Source organism: Pseudomonas sp. P39-UII1 (genome assembly GCF_039672635.1).
Taxonomy (GTDB): domain Bacteria; phylum Pseudomonadota; class Gammaproteobacteria; order Pseudomonadales; family Pseudomonadaceae; genus Aquipseudomonas.
Genome location: NZ_JBDFPP010000014.1, coordinates 137,160 through 156,559, shown reverse-complemented (window position 1 = coordinate 156,559; position 19,400 = coordinate 137,160). Strand labels below are relative to the sequence as shown.

The 19,400-nt window shown below is 64.9% G+C and carries 15 protein-coding genes; 11 read left to right on the top strand and 4 right to left on the bottom strand.

Annotated features, from left to right (window positions below; translation table 11 throughout):
• Positions 1-262: 262 nt before the first annotated feature.
• From ABEH27_RS18545 to ABEH27_RS18500, 10 genes are all read left to right on the top strand, one after another.
• A complete protein-coding gene (locus ABEH27_RS18545; RefSeq protein WP_346614964.1) occupies positions 263-1,162 on the top strand; it encodes a chemotaxis protein in 900 nt (299 codons plus the stop codon).
• Positions 1,163-1,260: 98 nt separating this feature from the next.
• A complete protein-coding gene (locus ABEH27_RS18540; RefSeq protein WP_346614963.1) occupies positions 1,261-1,572 on the top strand; it encodes a hypothetical protein in 312 nt (103 codons plus the stop codon).
• Positions 1,569-2,303, top strand: a complete 735-nt coding sequence (locus ABEH27_RS18535; RefSeq protein ID WP_346614962.1) for a YkgJ family cysteine cluster protein — start codon at positions 1,569-1,571, stop codon at positions 2,301-2,303. The genes ABEH27_RS18540 and ABEH27_RS18535 overlap by 4 nt, the downstream gene beginning before the upstream one ends.
• A gap of 505 nt (positions 2,304-2,808) precedes the next feature.
• Complete coding sequence (locus ABEH27_RS18530; protein ID WP_346614961.1) at positions 2,809-3,972, top strand: efflux RND transporter periplasmic adaptor subunit; 1,164 nt, start codon at positions 2,809-2,811, stop codon at positions 3,970-3,972.
• Positions 3,969-7,061, top strand: coding sequence for a multidrug efflux RND transporter permease subunit (locus tag ABEH27_RS18525; protein WP_346614960.1), 3,093 nt, complete (start codon positions 3,969-3,971; stop codon positions 7,059-7,061). Before ABEH27_RS18530 ends, ABEH27_RS18525 begins: the two co-directional genes overlap by 4 nt.
• A 9-nt stretch (positions 7,062-7,070) precedes the next feature.
• Positions 7,071-7,745 carry a heavy metal response regulator transcription factor gene (locus ABEH27_RS18520; protein WP_346614959.1) on the top strand — a complete coding sequence of 225 codons (675 nt, stop codon included), beginning with the start codon at positions 7,071-7,073 and terminating at the stop codon, positions 7,743-7,745.
• Positions 7,720-9,132, top strand: a complete 1,413-nt coding sequence (locus ABEH27_RS18515; protein WP_346614958.1) for a heavy metal sensor histidine kinase — start codon at positions 7,720-7,722, stop codon at positions 9,130-9,132. Before ABEH27_RS18520 ends, ABEH27_RS18515 begins: the two co-directional genes overlap by 26 nt.
• A 131-nt stretch (positions 9,133-9,263) precedes the next feature.
• Complete coding sequence (locus tag ABEH27_RS18510; protein WP_346614957.1) at positions 9,264-9,485, top strand: hypothetical protein; 222 nt, start codon at positions 9,264-9,266, stop codon at positions 9,483-9,485.
• A 204-nt stretch (positions 9,486-9,689) separates the two neighbouring features.
• Positions 9,690-11,024, top strand: coding sequence for an OprD family porin (locus tag ABEH27_RS18505; protein WP_346614956.1), 1,335 nt, complete (start codon positions 9,690-9,692; stop codon positions 11,022-11,024).
• A gap of 170 nt (positions 11,025-11,194) precedes the next feature.
• A complete protein-coding gene (locus ABEH27_RS18500; RefSeq protein WP_346614955.1) occupies positions 11,195-12,691 on the top strand; it encodes a sensor domain-containing diguanylate cyclase in 1,497 nt (498 codons plus the stop codon).
• On the opposite strand, the gene ABEH27_RS18495 is transcribed toward ABEH27_RS18500, so the two are convergent.
• Entirely contained in the window at positions 12,688-13,164 is a 477-nt protein-coding gene (locus ABEH27_RS18495) for a PA2169 family four-helix-bundle protein (RefSeq protein WP_346614954.1), read from the bottom strand. The genes ABEH27_RS18500 and ABEH27_RS18495 overlap by 4 nt on opposite strands.
• Positions 13,165-13,364: 200 nt before the next feature.
• Here ABEH27_RS18495 and ABEH27_RS18490 point away from each other — a divergent pair, with 200 nt between their 5' ends.
• Positions 13,365-13,586 carry a DUF3820 family protein gene (locus ABEH27_RS18490; protein ID WP_346614968.1) on the top strand — a complete coding sequence of 74 codons (222 nt, stop codon included), beginning with the start codon at positions 13,365-13,367 and terminating at the stop codon, positions 13,584-13,586.
• Positions 13,587-13,715: 129 nt separating this feature from the next.
• On the opposite strand, the gene ABEH27_RS18485 is transcribed toward ABEH27_RS18490, so the two are convergent.
• Genes ABEH27_RS18485 through ptsP form a run of 3 tightly spaced genes read right to left on the bottom strand, consistent with a single transcriptional unit; the run spans position 13,716 to position 19,252 of the window.
• Positions 13,716-15,455: a PTS fructose-like transporter subunit IIB gene (locus ABEH27_RS18485; RefSeq protein WP_346614953.1), complete on the bottom strand. Its 1,740-nt coding sequence runs from the start codon at positions 15,453-15,455 to the stop codon at positions 13,716-13,718.
• The gene (pfkB, locus tag ABEH27_RS18480) at positions 15,452-16,399 is read right to left on the bottom strand and encodes a 1-phosphofructokinase (RefSeq protein WP_346614952.1); all 948 of its coding nucleotides are present in this window, start codon (positions 16,397-16,399) and stop codon (positions 15,452-15,454) included. The genes ABEH27_RS18485 and pfkB overlap by 4 nt, the downstream gene beginning before the upstream one ends.
• Positions 16,400-19,252, bottom strand: a complete 2,853-nt coding sequence (gene ptsP, locus ABEH27_RS18475) for a phosphoenolpyruvate--protein phosphotransferase (protein WP_346614951.1) — start codon at positions 19,250-19,252, stop codon at positions 16,400-16,402.
• Positions 19,253-19,400 lie beyond the last annotated feature (148 nt).

The following is a 19,400-nucleotide window of genomic DNA, read 5'->3' as shown; positions in this document are numbered from 1 at the left end:
CCTACAAACAGATCGTTTGCGCGGCGATGCGCAAGCTGCTGCACCTGGTTTACGGGGTGGTGAAGTCGGGGATACCGTTTGACCCCAAAATCGCTCTTGCAGGGTGAGGGTCAAGACGGTATCTACAAGGTATGCGGCGCAGGGCTTAAAGCCCATGCGGTTGAGGGGGGGCCGGCTTGCCGACGATAGGGCTGCCGCCAAGTTAAAGCCCAGCCAAAACAGGCCGATAACCCGTTATCCCCTGTTTCCCACGAAGGTCACCATGGCCACGCAAAATGCCCGCGCGGATTCGCTGTCCCTGCTGCTGTTCACCCTGCGCAGCGGCAAGTTGATGGCAATCAACCTGCTCAAAGTCAGCGAGATCATCCCTTGCCCGGCGCTGACCAGGCTGCCCGAGTCGCACCCGCATGTGAAAGGCGTGGCGACCCTGCGCGGCAACCCGCTGTCGGTGATCGACCTGTCCCGCGCCATCGGTGAACGCCCGCTGGCCGACCCCGAGGGTGGCTGCCTGATCGTCACCGAGATCAGCCGCTCACGCCAGGGCCTGCATGTGCAGGGCGTAAGCCGCATCGTCCATTGCCTGAGCACCGACATCAAGCCGCCGCCGTATGGCTCGGGCAGCCGCTCGTTCATCACCGGCGTGACCCGGGTCGACAACACCCTGGTGCAGGTGCTGGACATCGAAAAAGTCATCCATGCCATCGCCCCACCCGAGCCGGAGCCGGCCCCAGGCGTGCTGAGCGAAGAGGACGCCAGCCTGCTCGCCGCTGCCAATATCCTGGTGGTCGACGACAGCCAGGTGGCGTTGCAGCAATCGGTGCACACCCTGCGCAACCTCGGCATCGACTGCCACACCGCGCGCAGTGCCAAGGATGCCATCAACGTGCTGCTGGAGTTGCAGGGCACCGGGCAGGAAATCAACATCATCGTTTCCGATATCGAGATGTCGGAAATGGACGGCTACGCCTTCACCCGCACCCTGCGTGAAACGCCAGACTTCCAGCACCTTTACGTGCTGCTGCATACCTCGCTGGACAGCGCCATGAGCGCCGAGAAGGCCAGGCAGGCGGGGGCCAATGCCATCCTCACCAAGTTCTCCTCGCCCGAGTTGACCGACTGCCTGGTGGTGGCGGCGCGCACTGTGGTGTTTGCCGAGCGTTGACAGCCGTGTTGTTATATTCAGCGACAAACTCCCTGGCTTGCTGCCGGGGATGACTCGGGCATAATTCGCGCCCCTTGGAAGTTTTCCCGGAATTGCGTATGAAGTTTTTCAGCTCCCTCCTGATTGCCTGCGCCGTTTTCAGCGGTGTTGCCCAGGCCTCCAGTAACCAGGCCTGGAACGAACAACGCCAGCAGATGCTGAAAGCCTGCCTGGCTGCCAGCCAGTTCAAGGATGCCCACGCCCGTGGCAAGCCTGCGGAATTCGATGACCAGGTGGGTTTCAGCGCGCTGGTCATCGAAGGGGTCTACCCACAGAAGCACATGCAGCAACGCACCGGCACCGAGCTATGCCTGTACGACCGCCAGCACCAGCGCGCCTTCGTCAGCGAATGGAACCCTGACGCCAAGTGAACGACAGCCTGCGTTTTGCCTGTACCGGCTGCGGCAAGTGCTGCACCGGCCACCATGTGCCGCTGACGCTGGACGAGTCGCGCCAGTGGGCAGCGGCCGGCGGCCAGGTGGTGGTGCTGATCGAAGCGTTCGTGGTAGACGGCCCGGGCATGCCGGCCGATCAGCGTGAGCATGTGCTGCGCCGCTCGTACCCGGTGCCTTGCGGCGGCAGCGACATGCGCGTTTCGGTGACCTTTGCCGCCTTCAACCCCGGGCGCTGCCGTAACCTCGACGACAATGACCTGTGCACCATCTACGAGACCCGGCCGTTGGTGTGCCGCATCTACCCGGTGGAAATCAACCCGCACATTCCATTGCAGCCAGCGAACAAGGACTGCCCACCCGAGGCTTGGGAGCAAGGGCCTGAGCTGATCGTCGGTACGCAACCGGTCGACCCGCAGTTGGCGGCGTTGGTGCAGGCTTCGCGGCAGGCTGACCGGGACGATATCGCCCGCAAGGTTGCCGTGTGCCAGGTGCTGGGGATGACGACCAGTGCGTTGAAGGGGAACGGGTTTACTGCGTATCTGCCGGAGATGGGGGCGTTTGCTGGGGCGCTTGGGCAGGTGCCTGAGCCTGATGATTGCCGGTGGACGTTGCATGTGCAGGATGATGAGCTAGCGGCGAGGCTCCAGGGGCTCGGGCTGCAAACGACGGACGAACCGCCGGTGTATTACGCATTTATCGGTTTTTGAGGGGTTGCTGGGTGCATGCCTTGAGTTTTGGGGTGTGGCGTAAATCGAGCGCCGCCCGCGCGGCGCTTCGCGGGGCAAGCCCGCTCCCACATTTGTTGCAACGCGCCGTTCCAGTCAGGCCATGGTTGTCCGCCTTGGCGCATGATCTGAAGACAGGTGAGGGGGCAGCAGTGGCAGCCAAAAAATTTCGTCGAGCCACCAAGGCTGACAACTATGGCCTATCAGGCCATGGCACGTTGCAACAAATGTGGGAGCGGGCTTGCCCCGCGAAGCGCCGCGCGGGCGGCGCTCGATCTCAAAGGCGCTGAAGATTCCAAGGCATGCGCTTCGCGAAGCGCCGCGCGGGCGGCGCTCGATCTCAAGGGCGCTGAAGATTCCGAGGCAAGCGCGTGGCACCAACCTGTCAGCCCTGTCAGCCAGCGGTCACGCTGCCGACCCGGTACGGGGGCTATAAGTTTGAGTACCGACAACCGTTTCCTATCCCCTGGCCAAGGTGCCCGCACCGATGCGACGTCCTTCCCGCTCTCTCCTTCTCGCCGGCCTGGCACTACTGGCCCTGGTAGCACTGGCCATCTGGTACGGCCAGCGCCACGAGGCGCCAGCCCCCCGCGCGCAAGCCGCCATCCCGGTGCGCGTGGTCAGTGTCGCCGAGCAGGACGTCCCGCGCTTCGCCAGCGCCATCGGCTCGGTGCTGTCGCTGCACAGCGTCGAGGTTCGCCCGCAGGTCGAGGGAATACTGACCCAGGTACTGGTCAAGGAAGGTCAGTGGGTCAAGCAGGGTGACCTGCTCGCCACCCTCGACGACCGCAGCATCCGTGCCAGCCTCGATCAGGCCCGCGCCCAGCTCGGCCAGAGCCAGGCTCAGATCCAGGTGGCCGGCGTCGACCTCAAGCGCTACCGCCTGCTCAGCACCGATGACGGCATATCCAAGCAGACCCTCGACCAGCAGCAGGCGCTGGTGAACCAATTGCAGGCCACGGTCAAAGGCAACCAGGCCGCCATCGCCAATGCCGAAGTGCAGCTTTCCTACACGCAGATCCGCTCACCGGTCACCGGGCGTGTCGGCATCCGCAATATCGACCCCGGTAACCTGGTACGTACCAGCGATACCCAAGGCCTGTTCAGCGTGACCCAGATCGACCCGATTGCGGTCGAGTTCTCGCTGCCGCAGCAGATGCTGCCCACCCTGCAAACCCTGCTCAAGGCACCCACACCGGCACTGGTGCAGGCCTACATGGACGCCGATGGCGAACGCAACCTGCTCGGTGAAGGCCACCTGGCGCTGATCGACAACCAGATTTCGGCCAACACCGGCACGGTACGGGTCAAGGCCGAGTTCGCCAACAAGGACGGTCGCCTGTGGCCAGGGCAACTGGTCACCCTGCGCTTGCGCACGGCAGTTGACGAAAACGCGCTGGTGGTGCCCCCCACGGTGGTGCAGCGCAGCATCGATGGCCACTTCGTCTACCGCGTGGACGGCGACAAGGTGACCAGCGTGCCGGTCAAGGTGCTGTACCAGGACAGCACGCTGAACATCGTCGCCGGGGTCAAGGCCGGTGATCGGTTGGTACTCGATGGCCAGTCGCGGCTCAAGCCCGGCGCCAGGATCGAGATCACCCCGGACGCGCCCGCCCCTGCCGAAATGGCCGACCGCAGGAGCCAGCCATGAACACCCGCAACGGCGTTTCGGCCTGGTGCATCGACCACCCCATCGCTACCCTGCTGCTGACCTTCGCCCTGGTGCTGCTGGGCGCCATTGCGTTCCCGCGCCTGCCGGTGGCCCCCCTGCCCGAGGCCGACTTCCCCACCATCCAGGTGACCGCGCAACTGCCTGGCGCCAGCCCCGAGACCATGGCCTCATCGGTGGCCACACCGCTTGAGGTGCAGTTCAGCGCCATCCCCGGCATGACCCAGATGACCAGCAGCAGCGCGCTGGGCTCGACCACGCTGATCCTGCAGTTCACCCTCGACAAGAACATCGACACCGCGGCCCAGGAAGTCCAGGCGGCGATCAACACCGCCACCGCCCGCCTGCCCCAGGACTTGCCCAGCCCGCCCACCTGGCGCAAGGTCAACCCGGCCGACAGCCCGGTGGTGATCCTCACCGTCAGCTCGGCGCAGATGCCCGGCAACGAACTCAGCGACTACGCCGAAACCCTGCTGGCGCGACAGCTCAGCCAGATCGACGGGGTCGGCCTGGTCAACATCACCGGGCAACTGCGCCCGGCGATACGGGTGCAGGCACAGCCCGAGAAGCTCGCAGCCATCGGCCTGACCCTGGCCGACGTGCGCCAGGCCATCCAGCAGACCAGCCTGAACCTGGCCAAAGGCGCGTTTTATGGCGAGCACAGCGTGTCGACCATCGCCGCCAACGACCAGTTGTTTCACCCCGAAGACTACGCACAGCTGATCGTCAGTTACCGCAATGGCGCGCCGGTCCACCTCAAGGACGTGGCCAAGGTGATCAACGGTGCCGAGAATGCCTACGTCAAAGCCTGGTCCGGCGACCAGCCGGGGCTCAACCTGGTGATCTTCCGCCAGCCTGGCGCCAATATCGTCGACACCGTGGACCGGGTGCTCGACGCCCTGCCGCGCCTGCAGGAGATGCTGCCAGCTTCGGTTGAAGTGTCGGTGCTGCAGGACCGCACCCAGACCATCCGCAGCTCCCTGCACGAGGTTGAACTGACCCTGATGATCGCCGTTGCGCTGGTGATTGGCGTGATGGCGCTGTTCCTGCGCCAGTGGTCGGCCACCTTTATCGTGTCCAGCGTGCTGGGCGTGTCGTTGATCGCCACCTGCGCACTGATGTACGTGATGGGCTTCAGCCTCAACAACCTGACGCTGGTGGCCATCGTCATCGCAGTCGGCTTCGTGGTGGATGACGCGACTGTGGTGGTCGAGAACATCCACCGCCACCTGGAGGCCGGCGACGACAGCCGCACGGCAGCACTCAAGGGCGCCGGCGAAATCGGCTTCACGGTAGTGTCGATCAGCTTCTCGCTGATCGCCGCGTTCATTCCGCTGCTGTTCATGGGCGGCGTGGTCGGCCGGCTGTTCAAGGAGTTCGCCCTGACGGCCACGGCGACCATCCTGATTTCGGTGGTGGTGTCGTTGACGCTGGCCCCGACCCTTTCGGCACTGCTCATGCGCCGCCCGCCTGGCGATCACGAGGGGGGCTTCGGCCCGCGCCTGCTGCGTTGGTACGAAAAAGGCCTGGACCGCGCACTGGCCCACCGGCGCATGACCCTCGGGGTCTTCGGCATCACCCTGGCGCTGGCAGTTGCCGGCTACGTCGGCATTCCCAAAGGCTTCTTCCCGCTGCAGGACACCGGCTTCATCCTCGGCACCAGCGAAGCTGCCGCGGACGTTTCCTACCCGTCGATGATCGAGAAGCATCAGGCGTTGGCCAAGATCATCGGCAACGACCCTGCCGTGCGCGCCTATTCGCACTCGGTCGGGGTCACCGGCAGCAACCAGACCATCGCCAACGGCCGCTTCTGGATCTCGCTGAAACCACGCGGCGAACGGGATGTGTCGGCAAGCGAATGGATTGACCGCATTCGCCCGCAGCTCGCCCAGGTGCCGGGTATCGTCCTGTACATGCGCGCCGGCCAGGACATCAACCTCAGCTCCGGCCCCTCGCGCACCCAGTACCAGTACGTGCTCAAGAGCAACGACGGCGTCGCGCTCAACCTGTGGACACAGCGCCTCACCGACCGCCTGCGCGAAAACCCGGCACTACGCGACCTGTCCAACGACCTGCAACTGGGCGCCAGCGTCACCCGCATCGACATCGACCGCCAGGCCGCGGCGCGCTTCGGCCTGACCACCACCGATGTAGACCAGGCGCTGTACGACGCCTTCGGCCAGCGGCAGATCAGCGAATTCCAGACCGAGACCAACCAGTACAAGGTCATCCTCGAACTGGACGCCCAGCAACGCGGCAAGGCCGAAAGCCTGAACTTCTTCTACCTGCGCTCGCCACTGACCAACGAGATGGTGCCGCTGTCGGCCTTGGCGCATGTCGCGGCGCCCAGCACCGGGCCGCTTTCGATCAGCCATGATGGCTTGTTCCCGGCCGCCAACCTGTCGTTCAACCTGGCCCCCGGCGTGGCCCTGGGCGATGCGGTGCAGATACTCGAGCGCACCCAGCGCGAGCTGGGCATGCCCGACTCCATAGCGGGCAACTTCCAGGGCGCCGCACAAGCGTTTCAGAGCTCGCTGTCGAGCCAGCCGTACCTGATCCTCGCCGCACTGGTGGCGGTGTACATCATCCTCGGCGTGCTCTACGAGAGCTTCGTCCACCCGCTGACCATCATTTCCACCCTGCCCTCCGCCGGCCTGGGCGCGATCATTCTGCTCTGGGCCAGCGGGCAGGACTTCAGCATCATGGGGCTGATCGGCGTGGTGCTGCTGATCGGCATCGTCAAGAAAAACGGCATCCTGCTGATCGACTTCGCCCTCGAAGCCCAGCGCCACCACGGCATGACGCCCGAGCGGGCGATCCGCCAGGCGTGCCTGGTGCGCTTCCGCCCGATCATCATGACCACCCTGGCGGCACTGCTGGGCGCGGTGCCGCTGATGTTCGGCTTCGGCACCGGCTCTGAGCTGCGCCAGCCGTTGGGTATCGCGGTGGTCGGCGGGTTGCTGGTGAGCCAGGCCCTGACGCTGTTCACCACCCCGGTCATATACTTGGCCCTGGAGCGCCTGTTCCACCGCCGCCAGCCCGCACCGGCGGCAGCGCCAAGTACCCACTGAGACAAGACCATGCGCGTGCTGATCATCGAAGACGAAGAGAAAACCGCCGACTATCTGCATCGCGGCCTGAGCGAGCAGGGCTTTACCGTCGACCTCGCGCGCGACGGCATCGACGGCCTGCACCTGGCGCTGGAAGGCGACTACGCGGTGATCGTGCTCGATGTGATGCTGCCGGGGCTGGATGGTTATGGCGTGCTGCGCGCGCTGCGTGCCCGCAAGCAGACGCCGGTGATCATGCTCACCGCCCGCGAGCGCGTCGAAGACCGCATCCACGGCCTGCGCGAAGGCGCCGACGACTACCTGGGCAAGCCGTTCTCCTTCCTCGAACTGGTCGCCCGGCTGCAGGCCCTGACCCGCCGTAGCAGCAGCCATGAGCCGCTGCAGGTGCAGGTGGGCGACCTGTGGATCGACCTGATGGCGCGCAAGGCCAGCCGCGCCGGCCAGCGCCTGGAGCTGACCGCCAAGGAGTTCTCGCTGCTCAGCGTGCTGGCCCGGCGCCAGGGCGAAATCCTTTCGAAGACGGCCATCGCCGAGCTGGTCTGGGACATCAATTTCGACAGCGACGCCAATGTCGTCGAAGTGGCGATCAAGCGCCTGCGCGCCAAGCTCGACGGGCCGTTCGACAACAAGCTGCTGCATACCATCCGAGGCATGGGCTATGTCCTGGAAAACCGTGCCGGTTAACTCCATCGCACTGCGCCTGTCGGCGCTGTTCATCCTGGTAGCGCTGGGCGTGTTCCTGCTGATCGGCTCGGCGCTGTACCGCCAGGTCGACCGCAGCCTCGACCTGCTGCCGGCGGCCGAGCTGGATGCGCGCTACAGCGTGCTCGAATCCACCCTCAACCGCTTTGGCACGGCCGAACACTGGGCGAAGGTCAGCAACAAGCTCAACCTGCTCAGCGAAGAAGACAAGCGCATCCGCTTCTGGGTGGTCGGCAGCAACCCCGCCTTCGAATACGGCCGCCCCAGCGAACTGGTGCGCGCCTTTGCCGAAGGCCCGCCGGGCATGCGCGACCTGCACCTGCCCGACCACCTGTACCCCTACAAGGTGCTGGTCAGCGAGCTGCCGGCCCTGGGCGAACGCCCGGCCCTGCGGTTTCTCATCGCCATCGACACCGAAACCTTCTGGCAGGCCCAACACAGCCTGCTGGTAGCCATCGTCGGCCTGGCAGCGCTCGGCGTCCTGCTGGCCTCGATCCTTGGCTACTGGGTAGCCCGCATCGGCCTGCGCCCGCTGCGGGCGCTGTCCGATGAAGCTCAGGCCCTGGCCCCGCCACGCCTGAACGGCCGCTTGCAGACCGTCGACCTGGCACCGGAACTGGCGCAGTTTGCCGGCGCCTTCAATGCCGCGCTGGACCGGGTCAGCCACGCCTATTCGCGTTTGGAGGCCTTCAACGCCGACGTCGCCCACGAATTGCGCTCGCCGCTGACCAACCTGATCGGCCAGACCCAGGTCGCCCTCACCCGTGGCCGCAGCGCCGAACACTATTTCGAAGTACTGCAGTCGAACCTGGAAGAACTCGAGCGCCTGCGCAGCATCATCAACGACATGCTGTTCCTCGCCAGCGCCGACCAAGGCAGCAAGGCCACCGCCCTGACCCAGGCGTCACTGGCCGAAGAAGTGGCAACCACCCTCGACTACCTCGACTACATCCTCGAAGACGCCCAGGTCAGCGTCAGCGTCAGCGGCGATGCCCAGGCCCCCATCGAGAAAGCCCAGCTGCGCCGTGCGCTGATCAACCTGCTGAACAACGCCGTGCAGCACACGGCGCCGAACCAGGTGATCCGGGTGCATATCGACAATGGACCGGAGCAGGTGAGCATTGCCGTGAGCAACCCAGGGCCGGCGATCGATGACCTGCACCTGCCGCTGCTGTTCGAGCGGTTCTATCGGGTCGATGCCGCGCGCAGCAATAATGGCGGCAGCAACCATGGGTTGGGCTTGGCGATCGTCAAGGCGATTGCGTTGATGCATGGCGGGGAGGTGTTTGTGCGCAGCGAAGCGGGTGCCAACACGTTCGGTATCCGCCTGCCGAACGCTCAAGCACGCAGGTTAGCGGCAAAAGCCTGAGTACTTTCCCCACAATCGTTACCTTTTGCGCAACAGTGCTTATCGCGCCGGGTGCTGTTTCCCACGCGCTGAAGGGACTAACTTTAGCCCTGTCCTCATTAGCACTTGCCCGCGCAAGAAGGTAGTTTCAAATGTCCAACAGTATGGGTATTGCCAGCGTTTTCGTTCTGTCTTCCCTGTTGTTGTCGCCCCTGGCCATGGCCGAAGAATCCCCGGCTTTCGTTGCCCGTAATGCAGAACTTGCAGCTGTTCACCAAGAAGCCCGCGAGGCCGTCGCGCACCAGGCCGACGCAGGCAAAGATGCAGAACAGACCGCTTCGAAAGTCTCCAGCGACGTTAATGCCGACAGCTGATCGCGCGCCGCTACCGCTCCCGTTTTCCCTCGGCTATGCCATGGGCACCACCGGTGCCGATATGTTAGCCTTTTAAAGCCGCTGCCAATCAGCGGCTTTTTTTATGTGCTTTAACGATCAGCCCGGCCGTTACGTCTCTAACAAGAAAGTTGCACATTCAAAAATAAAAACTGCCACACCGTCAGACCAAAGGAGCTAGTACCGGTGCCTTCCGCGTTTCGTTTTACCCCGTTGTTCATTGCATTGACTGCAACGATTCCCTTCGCCGCCCAGGCAGATGAAGACAAGGCTGATGGCTTCATCGAAGGCTCATCCTTCAACCTGCATTTGCGCAATGCCTACTTCAACCGCAACAACCTCAACGCTGGCGTGCGCGACAAGCGCGAGTGGGGCCAGGGTGCGGTTGCGCGTTTCGAGTCCGGCTACACGCCAGGCGTGGTCGGCTTTGGGCTCGATGCCCATGCCATGCTCGGCCTGAAGCTCGACGGCGGTGGTGGCTATGCCGGCACCAGCATTCTGCCCGAGCATATTAAAGATGACGGTGAACTGGGCGCGGCCCCGCACTCGTTCTCCACTGCTGGCGCAGCCGTCAAGCTCAAGGCGTTCGACACCGAGCTCAAGGCCGGTGACCTGTTCCTTACCAACCCGGTGATCGCTGGCGGTGAAACCCGCATGCTGCCGCAGACCTTCCGCGGCGTGAGCCTGACCAACACCAGCGTCGATGGCCTGCTGCTCGAAGGCGGCCAGGTGAGTTTCACCAAGCCGTACAACCAGAGTGGCCACCGCCGTATCGACACCTATTACGGGTCGCTGGACGAACACGACAAGAGCAAGCACCTGAACTGGGCGGGCGCGTCGTGGAGCGGTACCGAGAACATCACCACCAACCTGTACGCCGCCGAGCTGAAGGACATCTGGAACCAGTATTACGCTGACTTCGACTACACCTACGTGGTCAACGACATGGTCAGCCTGAACCCGGGCGTGCACTTCTACCATACCCAGGACACCGGCCAGGCGCTGCTGGGCAAGATCGACAACAACACCTACAGCCTGCACTTCACCGTCAACGCCGGTTATCACAGCGTCACCGCCGCCTACCAGCGCGTCAACGGCGACACGCCGTTCGACTACATCAACCTGGGCGACAGCGTGTACCTGGACAACTCGCGCATGTACTCGGACTTCAACGCACCCAACGAACGTTCGTGGAAGCTGCAGTACGAGTACAACTTCGCCGGTGTCGGCGTACCGGGCCTGAGCACCACCGTGTCGTACTCGCGCGGCGAGGCGGACCTGACCAAGGCCGACCAGAACAACACCCACTACGACTACTACCGCGCCGATGGCAAGAACGCCACACACTGGGAGCGTGACCTGGACGTGAAGTACGTGTTCCAGGAAGGCGACTTCAAGGACTTGTCGGTGCTGGTGCGCTACGCCGCCCACCGTGGCAGCCAGGGCTATGCGTCGATCGACAGCAACAGCGACAACGACGAACTGCGGGTGATCGTCGATTACCCGTTGAACGTGTTCTGATCTGAGATCGCAGGCGGGGGCTCTGCCCCCGTTTCGCCGGCAAGCCAGCGCCCACCGGGCCAGCGGCGGCCTGCGATCAGCGCGATTCCGTCGGACAAATCTTGTCCGACAATCACCACTTCCCTAGAATGTCGCCCGCCGCAAATGGCCCTGCCTCAGCAGTAGCGCGCATGCCCACTCGATTACCGCGTCTCGCACTCTACAGGTCGCACCCCGAGCTGATCCTCAACCTGGGCAGTTGCCTTGCCGTGCTCGCTATCGTGGCGATCGTCAGCTACCTGCTGGCACGCGAGCGCGACAGTGTCGAGCAGTCGGCCATCCGCGCTTCGAACAACATCGTCCAGCTGATCGAAAGCGATATCTTGCGCAATGCCGAGCTTTACGATCAGTCCCTGCAGGGTTTGATCTGGGCGGTCGGGCGCAAGGAACTGCCGGAAATACCCGGCCCGTTGCGCCAGCGCCTTTTGTTCAATGAAGCCTTCGTGGACAAGAAGCGCGGCGACGTGCTGTGGCTCGACAAGCAAGGCGACGTGGTGGGCGACTCCACCAGCAGCGTGCCGCGCAAGGCTAACTTCGCTGACACCGGGGTGTTCCAGGCCCACCTGCACAACCCCAACCTCGGCCTGCTGGTCGGCCCGCCGTTCAGGGCCAGGCTTGGCGACCTGGACTGGTGCATCAGCTTCAGCCGGCGTATCTCCGGGGCCAACGGCGAATTCGCCGGGCTGGCCGCAGGCGCATTGCGGTTGTCCTACTTCAGCGAGCTGTTTCAACGCCTGGACATCGGCCAGGAGAGCAGCATCAACCTGTTCAACACCAGCGGCCAGTTGCTCGCCCGCCAACCCTCGCGCGCACAAGACCCGATGATCGGCAGCAACTACAGCGAGCGGCCGAATTTCAAGCGCATCCTCAGCGAGCACAGCGGCAGCTTCACCGCGCGTTCGAGCAACAGCAGAACCCAGCGCATATATACGTTTTCCCGCGTTGCCGACCTGCCGCTGATCGTGATGGTGGTCCACTCCGCCGATGAAGTGTTCGAGTCCTGGCGGCGCACGGCGATTCTGGTCAGCGTAGCCACGGGCGTGCTGTGCATCGGCATTCTCTGGCTGAGCCTGCTGCTGGGCCGCGAACTGCGCCGCCGCCAGGAAGCGGAACAGGGCCTCGCTACCCTGGCCGCCACCGACAGCCTGACCGGGCTGGCCAACCGCCGTCGGCTCGACCACGTACTGCGCCTGGAATGGGCGCGCGCGCAACGCAACCGCAAGCCCTTGGCGGTACTGATGGTGGATATCGATCATTTTAAGGCGTTCAACCAGCGCCATGGCCACGCTGGCGGTGACCACGCGTTGCGCGAAGTGGCCAAGGCAATCGAACACTGCATACGACGCCCGGCGGACCTGGCAGCACGCTACGGTGGGGAGGAGTTTCAGGTGATATTGCCGGAGACTGAAGCGGCCGGCGCGCTACTACTTGCGGAGCGGATTCGTGCCAGCGTGGAGGACTTGGCGCCGTTTGCCGATGATGCCCGGTCGGTCACCGTGAGTATCGGCATTGGCGTCTACATCCCTGGCACCCAACACGACCTGGCGACGGTGCTGGGTGCCGCGGACGAAGCCCTCTACCGGGCCAAGGCCAATGGCCGCAACCGGGTAGAGGGCCCTGCTGACTAGGAGCGGGCGCGTGCGGCGTTGCGCAGTGCCTTCACCTGGTCATGGTTGCGTTGTACGCCTTGCAGCTGTTTCTCTACCACTGCGTAGCTTGGGTCAGACACCGAGCGGCCCAGCTTGACCAGTTTCTCACGGGCTTCCTTGTAGGCTTTGAGGGCATGGTCCTCACCGCGCTCGACTTCGTTGAGCACCGCCTCTTCGTCCTTGCCGGTAACCATCGACTTGAGGTTGACCCAGCCACGGTGCAGGTCACCGCTGATGCTGGTGGAGGTTTCCGGGTCGCCGCCCAGGCGACGCACTTCACTCTGCAGTTCGCCTGCAGCATTGGCGCATTCGCCGGCACGCTGCACGAAGAACGCTTTCAGCTCAGGGTTTTTCACGTCATCGGCCGAAGCCTTGAAACCCTTCTCGCCGTCCTTGCTGTACTCGATCAGGTCGTTGAGTACGTCGATCACGTCTTTGTTGGGGTTGCTCATGGCGAAACTCCTTGGCAGGTGATAGTCATGTAAACAGGAGCAGCCTTCGTGCCAAATTCTGAAATTAAAAATAACCCTTATAGAACAACTACTTACGATTAATAGCGCCAGGTCGGAAAACGGTGTTCTGCATGATTGCCGCTTGGGCGCTCGTGCAGATTGCAGTATGGTCGGCGCACTTCCATTGCCAGGCGCTGCCGATGAAACCGGAAACACTCGAACTCTTGGTCATCCGCACCATGCCCTTCGGCAAATATCAGGGACGGATCATTGCCGACCTGCCGGGTGACTACCTGGCGTGGTTCGCCCGCAAGGGATTCCCGGCGGGTGAGCTGGGTGGGTTGTTAGCCTTGATGCACGAAGTGGATCACAACGGGCTGGGAGATTTGCTGGTGCCGTTGCGGCGCAAGCATGGGCGATAGCGGGCACCTGTTTCGGCCCTATCGCCGGCAAGCCGGCTCCCACAGGTACGCCACGTGCCTGGAGAACAGTGGGGAACTGAGTGGGAGCCGGCTTGCCGGCGATGAGGCCGGTGATACCACCAGATTGCTTCAGCCCTTGACCGGCGCCACCGCCAGCTCAACCTGCTCACTCTTCTTGATAACCGCATACACCACAGCCGTCACCAGGCTGCCCGCGACGATCGCCAGCAGGTACAGCAACGCATGGTTGATGGCGTTGGGTATCAACAGCACGAACAGCCCGCCATGCGGCGCCATCAGCTTGCAGCCGAAATACATCGACAGCGCGCCGGTCAACGCGCCACCGGCGATACTCGCCGGGATCACCCGCAGCGGGTCTTTTGCGGCGAACGGGATTGCCCCTTCCGAGATAAAGCACAGCCCCAGCGCCAATGCCGCCTTGCCTGCCTCGCGCTCGCTCTGGGCGAACTTGCGGCGGGCCAGGAAGGTGGCGATACCCAGGCCGATTGGCGGCACCATACCCGCAGCCATGGTCGCCGCCATCGGCGCGTAGCTCGATGATGCCAGCAGCCCGACCGAAAACGCATAGGCCGCCTTGTTGATCGGCCCGCCCAGGTCAACGCACATCATGCCGCCCAACAGCAGCCCGAGAAGGATGGCGTTGGTCGTGCCCATGCTGTCGAGAAACTGGGTGAGGCCTACGAGCATGGCCGCCACCGGCTGGCCAACCACGTAGATCATCACAAGGCCCGTGAACAGGCTGGCCAGCAGCGGAATGATCAGGATCGGCTTGAGTGCTTCGAGGCTGCTCGGCAAGCGCGCCCAGCGGGCGATCGCCTTGGCGCTGTAGCCGGCCAGAAAACCCGCGACGATACCGCCGATGAAGCCAGCACCCAGGGTGCTGGCCAGCAGGCCGCCGATCATGCCCGGGGCCAGGCCCGGGCGGTCGGCGATGGACCACGCGATGTAACCTGCCAGCAGCGGCACCATCAGCTTGAATGCCGCCTCCCCGCCGATCTGCATCAGCGCGGCCGGCAAGGTGCCCGGCTCCTTGTAGGCTTCGATACCGAATACGAACGACAAGGCGATCAGCAAGCCGCCCGCCACCACCATCGGCAACATGAACGAAACGCCGGTCAGCAGATGTTTGTAGACACCGGCCTTCTCGGGCTTGCCCGCGCTGCCTGCGGCCACACTATCACCTGCACTTTCCACCTTGGCCTCGGCCAGGGCCTTGTCCAGCGTGGCACGCGCCTGCTTGAGGGCGATGCCGGTGCCGCAGCGGTAGATGCGTTTACCGGCAAAACGGGCAGTGGGCACTTCGATATCGGCCGCCAGCAGCACCACGTCGGCTTCGGCGATGGCCTGGGCCGACAGCGGGTTGCGGGCGCCCACCGAGCCTTGGGTCTCGACAGTGAGCTGGTAGCCCAGCTGTTGCGCAGCCTGCTGCAAGGCCTCGGCGGCCATGAACGTGTGTGCGACGCCGGTCGGGCATGCGGTGACCGCGACGACCTTGACCCCAGCCGTGGCCAGCGGCGGCTCGGCGAGATCGGTATCTGCCTGTACCTGGGCCTTGGCAGCTGCCTCGTCGAGGAAGCCTTCACGGTCGGCCAGCGCTTGCGACGGAGTGCTCTGGTACAGGCGCTTGCCGGCAAAACGGGCCAGATCCACCGGGCCGGTGCTGATCACCAGCACCCAGTCGGCATCGGCGATCTGCGCGGGCGTCAGCTGCCGTTCGGGATGCTCGGCATCCTGCACTTCCACGCTCGTGCTCCAGCCACGGCGCTGGGCCGCAGCCGCCAGCAGGCGGGCACTCAGCACGCTGGACACCTGGCCGTTGGGGCAGGCGGTGACAATGGCAATGTTCATCGGCAACCCTCTTGTTGTTCTGTCAGTTGCACGGCGGCTTCCAGCCGCGCCAATTGTTCGCGGTCGCGGATACCGAAGCCGACCTGGGTCACGGCCTGGGCCGCGATGGCGGTGGCGCGGCGCAGGGTCTGTGCAGGCGCTTCGGCCAGCAACAGGCCGTGGACCATACCCGCCACCAGCGAGTCGCCCGCCCCCACGGTACTGGCGACCCGCACCTGCGGCGGCTGGGCGTGCAGCGCCTGGGCAGCGGCGAACCAGCTGACGCCCTGCTCGCCGGCCGACACCACCACATGCTCGACACCGGTGGCCAGCAGTTGCTGTGCGGCTGCCAGTTGCTCGGCTGGGCTGTCGACAGCGACGCCCAGCACCTCGCCCAACTCCTCGGTATTCGGCTTGACCAGCCAAGGGGCACTCTGCAGGCCGGCACGCAGGGCCTCGCCACTGCTGTCGAGGGCAACCTTGAGGCCTTGGGCCTTCAACTGCCCGAGCAACTGACGCAACCACTCGGGGCTCACCCCGCGCGGCAGGCTGCCGGCCACCACCACCGCGTCATGCCCGGGGGCAACCTGCGCCAGCAGGCGTTCCAGGGCGGCGCGGCCAGCTTCATCAACGTCTGGGCCTTGCCCGTTGATATCGGTCACGCGGCCATCCGCCTCGACCAGTTTGAGATTGCTGCGGGTTTCGCCCGGCACCCGGACGAAACAGTCGGCAAAGCCGCGCCATGCGATGAGCGCTTCGAACGGCTGCAGGTTGTCCTGGCCAAGGAAGCCGGCGACGGTCACCTCATGCCCCAGGTCGGCCAGCACCTGGGCGACATTCAAGCCCTTGCCTGCGGCATGGCTGTGCTGCTCCTGGGCACGGTTGACGTGCCCAGGGCGCAGGGCGTCGAGGCTGACGGTGATGTCCAGCGCCGGGTTCAGGGTCAGGGTAAGGATCTTGGCCATTCAGTAACGCTCCACCAGCGCGCGAACCGCCGCGGCACTGTCCTGTTGCAGGGCCTCGCGCGCCAGGGCGCGGGCCGTCTGATATTCGGCCTGGCGCACCAGGGCTTTGACTTCGGCAATGCTGCGGGCAGCCACGCTGAGTTCATCGACATCCAGGCCCAGCAGCACCGCCACCGCCTGCGGGTCGGCGGCCAGTTCACCGCACACGCCCACCCACTTGCCCTCGGCATGGGCGGCGCGCACGGTCATGTCGATCAGGTTCAGCACCGCCGGGTGCAGGCCGTCGGCCTGGGCCGACAGGCTCGGATGGCCACGGTCGATGGCCAGGGTGTACTGGGTCAGGTCGTTGGTACCGATGCTGAAGAAGTCCACTTCGCGGGCCAGCTGCGGCGCCAGCAAGGCGGCGGACGGCACTTCGACCATGATGCCGAGTTGCAGGTCGGCGACCGGGATTTCCTCGCGCAGGCGCTCGACCATTGCCCGCGCCTCACGCCATTCATGCACTTGGCCGACCATGGGGAACATGATCCGCAAAGGCCGTTGATCGGCGGCGCGCAGCAGGGCGCGCAACTGGTCTTCCATGATCTGCGGGCGTTGCAGGGTCAGGCGCACGCCACGCACACCGAGGAAGGGGTTTTCCTCAGTGGCGATCGGCCAGTAAGGCAACGGCTTGTCGCCACCCACATCGAGGGTGCGCACCACCAACGGCCGGCCGCCCAGGCCATCGAGCACCCGCCGGTACTCGGCTTCCTGGGTGGCAACGTCGGGCGCCTGGGGGTGGGCCATGAAGATCAGCTCGGTGCGCAGCAGGCCGACGCCTTCGGCGCCCTGCTCCACCACCTTGTCGATGCCGCTGCTCTCGCCGATGTTGGCGAACACCTCGATGGCATGGCCATCGCGGCTGACCGCCGGTTCGTGGCGTTGGGCCCAGGCGGCCTGCAGGCGCTGTTCGCGCTGGTCGCGCTCGGCCAGGGCACGTTGCAACTCGTCCGCCACTGGCGCAACGCTGACCACACCACGCTGGCCGTCGAGCAGCAGTGGCGTGCCCGGCGCCAGCAGCAAGATGCCGGCGCCAGCGCCGACCACCGCGGGGATGCCCAGGGCCCGCGCGACGATCGCGCTGTGCGCCGTGGCGCCGCCATAAGCGGTGACGATGCCGGCGACCCGCGCCGGATCAAGCCGGGCGACATCGGAAGGCCCGACCTCGCCCATCACCAGCACGTAAGGTTGCTCGGGCTCGGCCTGGGCCTGCACACCGCACAGCTGCGCCAGCACCCGGCGGCCGATGTCGCGCAGGTCGGCAGCACGCTCGGCAAGCAGCGCATCGTGCAGCGCTTCCTGCTGGCGCGCTGCCGCCTCGATGACGGCCATCCACGCAGCCGCAGCGCTCTCGCCCTGGGCCAGGCGCAGCTCGACGTCGTCGGCCAGCGCCGGGTCGGCGAGCATTTCCTGATGGGTGACGAAAATCTCGCCGATGGCCTTGTCGCTGCGCTGCACCAAGGCCTGCAGCTCAGCGTTCACCGCCGCCAGCGCATGGCGCAGCTTGAGCCGCTCCTGGGTCGGCGATTCGCCCCGCAGCGGGTAGTCGATGTCACGCTCGACGCTGACATGCGCCGGCCCACTGGCAATGCCCGGGGCGGCAGCCACGGCCTGGATACGGCTGCCGGCGGCAGGCGCTTGAAGCACCTCGACAGGCGTGGCGGCAACCGGCGCAGCGGTTTTCGGCAAGGGTTCGATTTCCTCACCCAGGCCTTGTTCGATGGCTGCCAGCAAGGCCGGCAGGGCATCGCTGGCAATAGCAGGCTCGGCGAGCAGTTCCAGTTCCTGGCCACGGCGTGCACCCAGGCTCAGCAGCTTGCTGAGGCTCTTGACCGAGACTGCCGGCTGCGCGCTGTCCAGCACGCGTATGCGGATCTCGCCCGCAAAACCTTTGGCGAGCTGCGCAAGAATCTTCGCCGGGCGGGCATGCAGGCCATGCGGGTTGGCCAGCACGATGCGCACGCTGGGCCAGTCGGGAGCGGCCTCACCACCCAGCACTTCAAGGACGGCACGGCTGCTGGTGGCCTGGTAGAGCGTCTGCCCGCGCCCTTCGATCAGCACTTCGCACAGGCGCTCCAACAGCGCCTGGTGGGCGGCACCGAGGCTGGCCAGGCAGAACAGGCCGTTGAGGGGCTGGTCGCGATAACGCAGCGGCTGCTGCGGGGTGATGAAAGCCAGGCCAGGCTGACGAACCTGGCGCTCACTGTGCAGCCACCACAAACCTTCGCCCAAGGGCAGTGGCTCGGCCTGTTGCAGCACGGCAGCAAAACCACTGTCGACGCAACCGGCCCGCTGCAACAGCCGGGCACCGCGCCAGGCGAGCTCGTCGAAATCTTCGGCGGGCAGGTTCAGGCCTACCAGCTGGGCATCGAGCGCCAGCGCCTGGGGCGCGCCTTGAAGCAGTTTCAGCAGCGCTTCGGCGGAGCTTGCGCGGCGCAGGGCCTCGGCCAGGTCGGTCTCACCGAGGGCGCGGGTCAGCAACTGCAGCAGGCGCAAGTGTTCGTCGGAGCGTGCGGCAATACCGATGGCCAGGTAGACGATCTGGCCGTCGCCCCAGTCCACACCGTCGGGGAACTGCAACAAGCGCACGCCCGTGGCATAAACCAGGTCGCGGGTCTGCGGGGTGCCGTGGGGGATGGCGATGCCCTGGCCAAGGAACGTCGAGCCTTGCGCCTCGCGCGCCTGCAAACCTTGCAGATACCCCTCGGCAACCAGGCCGTCGGCAACCAGTCGGTCGGCCAGCAGGCGCAATGCCTCGGCCTTGTCGGCGGCCGTCTGGCCCATGGCTATCTGCTCATTGGCGAGCTCGAGCATGACCTTCTCCTTTTGCAGCCCCGGTTTGCGCTTTTGCGCCGGGTACTGAGGTATTGTTGTGAAATTCACGTATTCAGCCAGTTCAACGGCCTTGCACAAACGGCCGTCGAGGCAGAAAAATTAATAGCTGAAACGTTTAATCTGACCA

What these genes read in the sequence shown, in the direction of transcription:
- pfkB (WP_346614952.1), bottom strand. Translation starts at nt 16,399, where the DNA reads ATGGCCAAGATCCTTACCCTGACCCTGAACCCGGCGCTGGACATCACC.
- ABEH27_RS18485 (WP_346614953.1), bottom strand. Translation starts at nt 15,455, where the DNA reads ATGAACATTGCCATTGTCACCGCCTGCCCCAACGGCCAGGTGTCCAGC.
- ABEH27_RS18500 (WP_346614955.1), top strand. Translation starts at nt 11,195, where the DNA reads ATGCCCACTCGATTACCGCGTCTCGCACTCTACAGGTCGCACCCCGAG.
- ABEH27_RS18495 (WP_346614954.1), bottom strand. Translation starts at nt 13,164, where the DNA reads ATGAGCAACCCCAACAAAGACGTGATCGACGTACTCAACGACCTGATC.
- ABEH27_RS18490 (WP_346614968.1), top strand. Translation starts at nt 13,365, where the DNA reads ATGAAACCGGAAACACTCGAACTCTTGGTCATCCGCACCATGCCCTTC.
- ptsP (WP_346614951.1), bottom strand. Translation starts at nt 19,252, where the DNA reads ATGCTCGAGCTCGCCAATGAGCAGATAGCCATGGGCCAGACGGCCGCC.
- ABEH27_RS18530 (WP_346614961.1), top strand. Translation starts at nt 2,809, where the DNA reads ATGCGACGTCCTTCCCGCTCTCTCCTTCTCGCCGGCCTGGCACTACTG.
- ABEH27_RS18540 (WP_346614963.1), top strand. Translation starts at nt 1,261, where the DNA reads ATGAAGTTTTTCAGCTCCCTCCTGATTGCCTGCGCCGTTTTCAGCGGT.
- ABEH27_RS18525 (WP_346614960.1), top strand. Translation starts at nt 3,969, where the DNA reads ATGAACACCCGCAACGGCGTTTCGGCCTGGTGCATCGACCACCCCATC.
- ABEH27_RS18510 (WP_346614957.1), top strand. Translation starts at nt 9,264, where the DNA reads ATGTCCAACAGTATGGGTATTGCCAGCGTTTTCGTTCTGTCTTCCCTG.
- ABEH27_RS18520 (WP_346614959.1), top strand. Translation starts at nt 7,071, where the DNA reads ATGCGCGTGCTGATCATCGAAGACGAAGAGAAAACCGCCGACTATCTG.
- ABEH27_RS18545 (WP_346614964.1), top strand. Translation starts at nt 263, where the DNA reads ATGGCCACGCAAAATGCCCGCGCGGATTCGCTGTCCCTGCTGCTGTTC.
- ABEH27_RS18515 (WP_346614958.1), top strand. Translation starts at nt 7,720, where the DNA reads ATGTCCTGGAAAACCGTGCCGGTTAACTCCATCGCACTGCGCCTGTCG.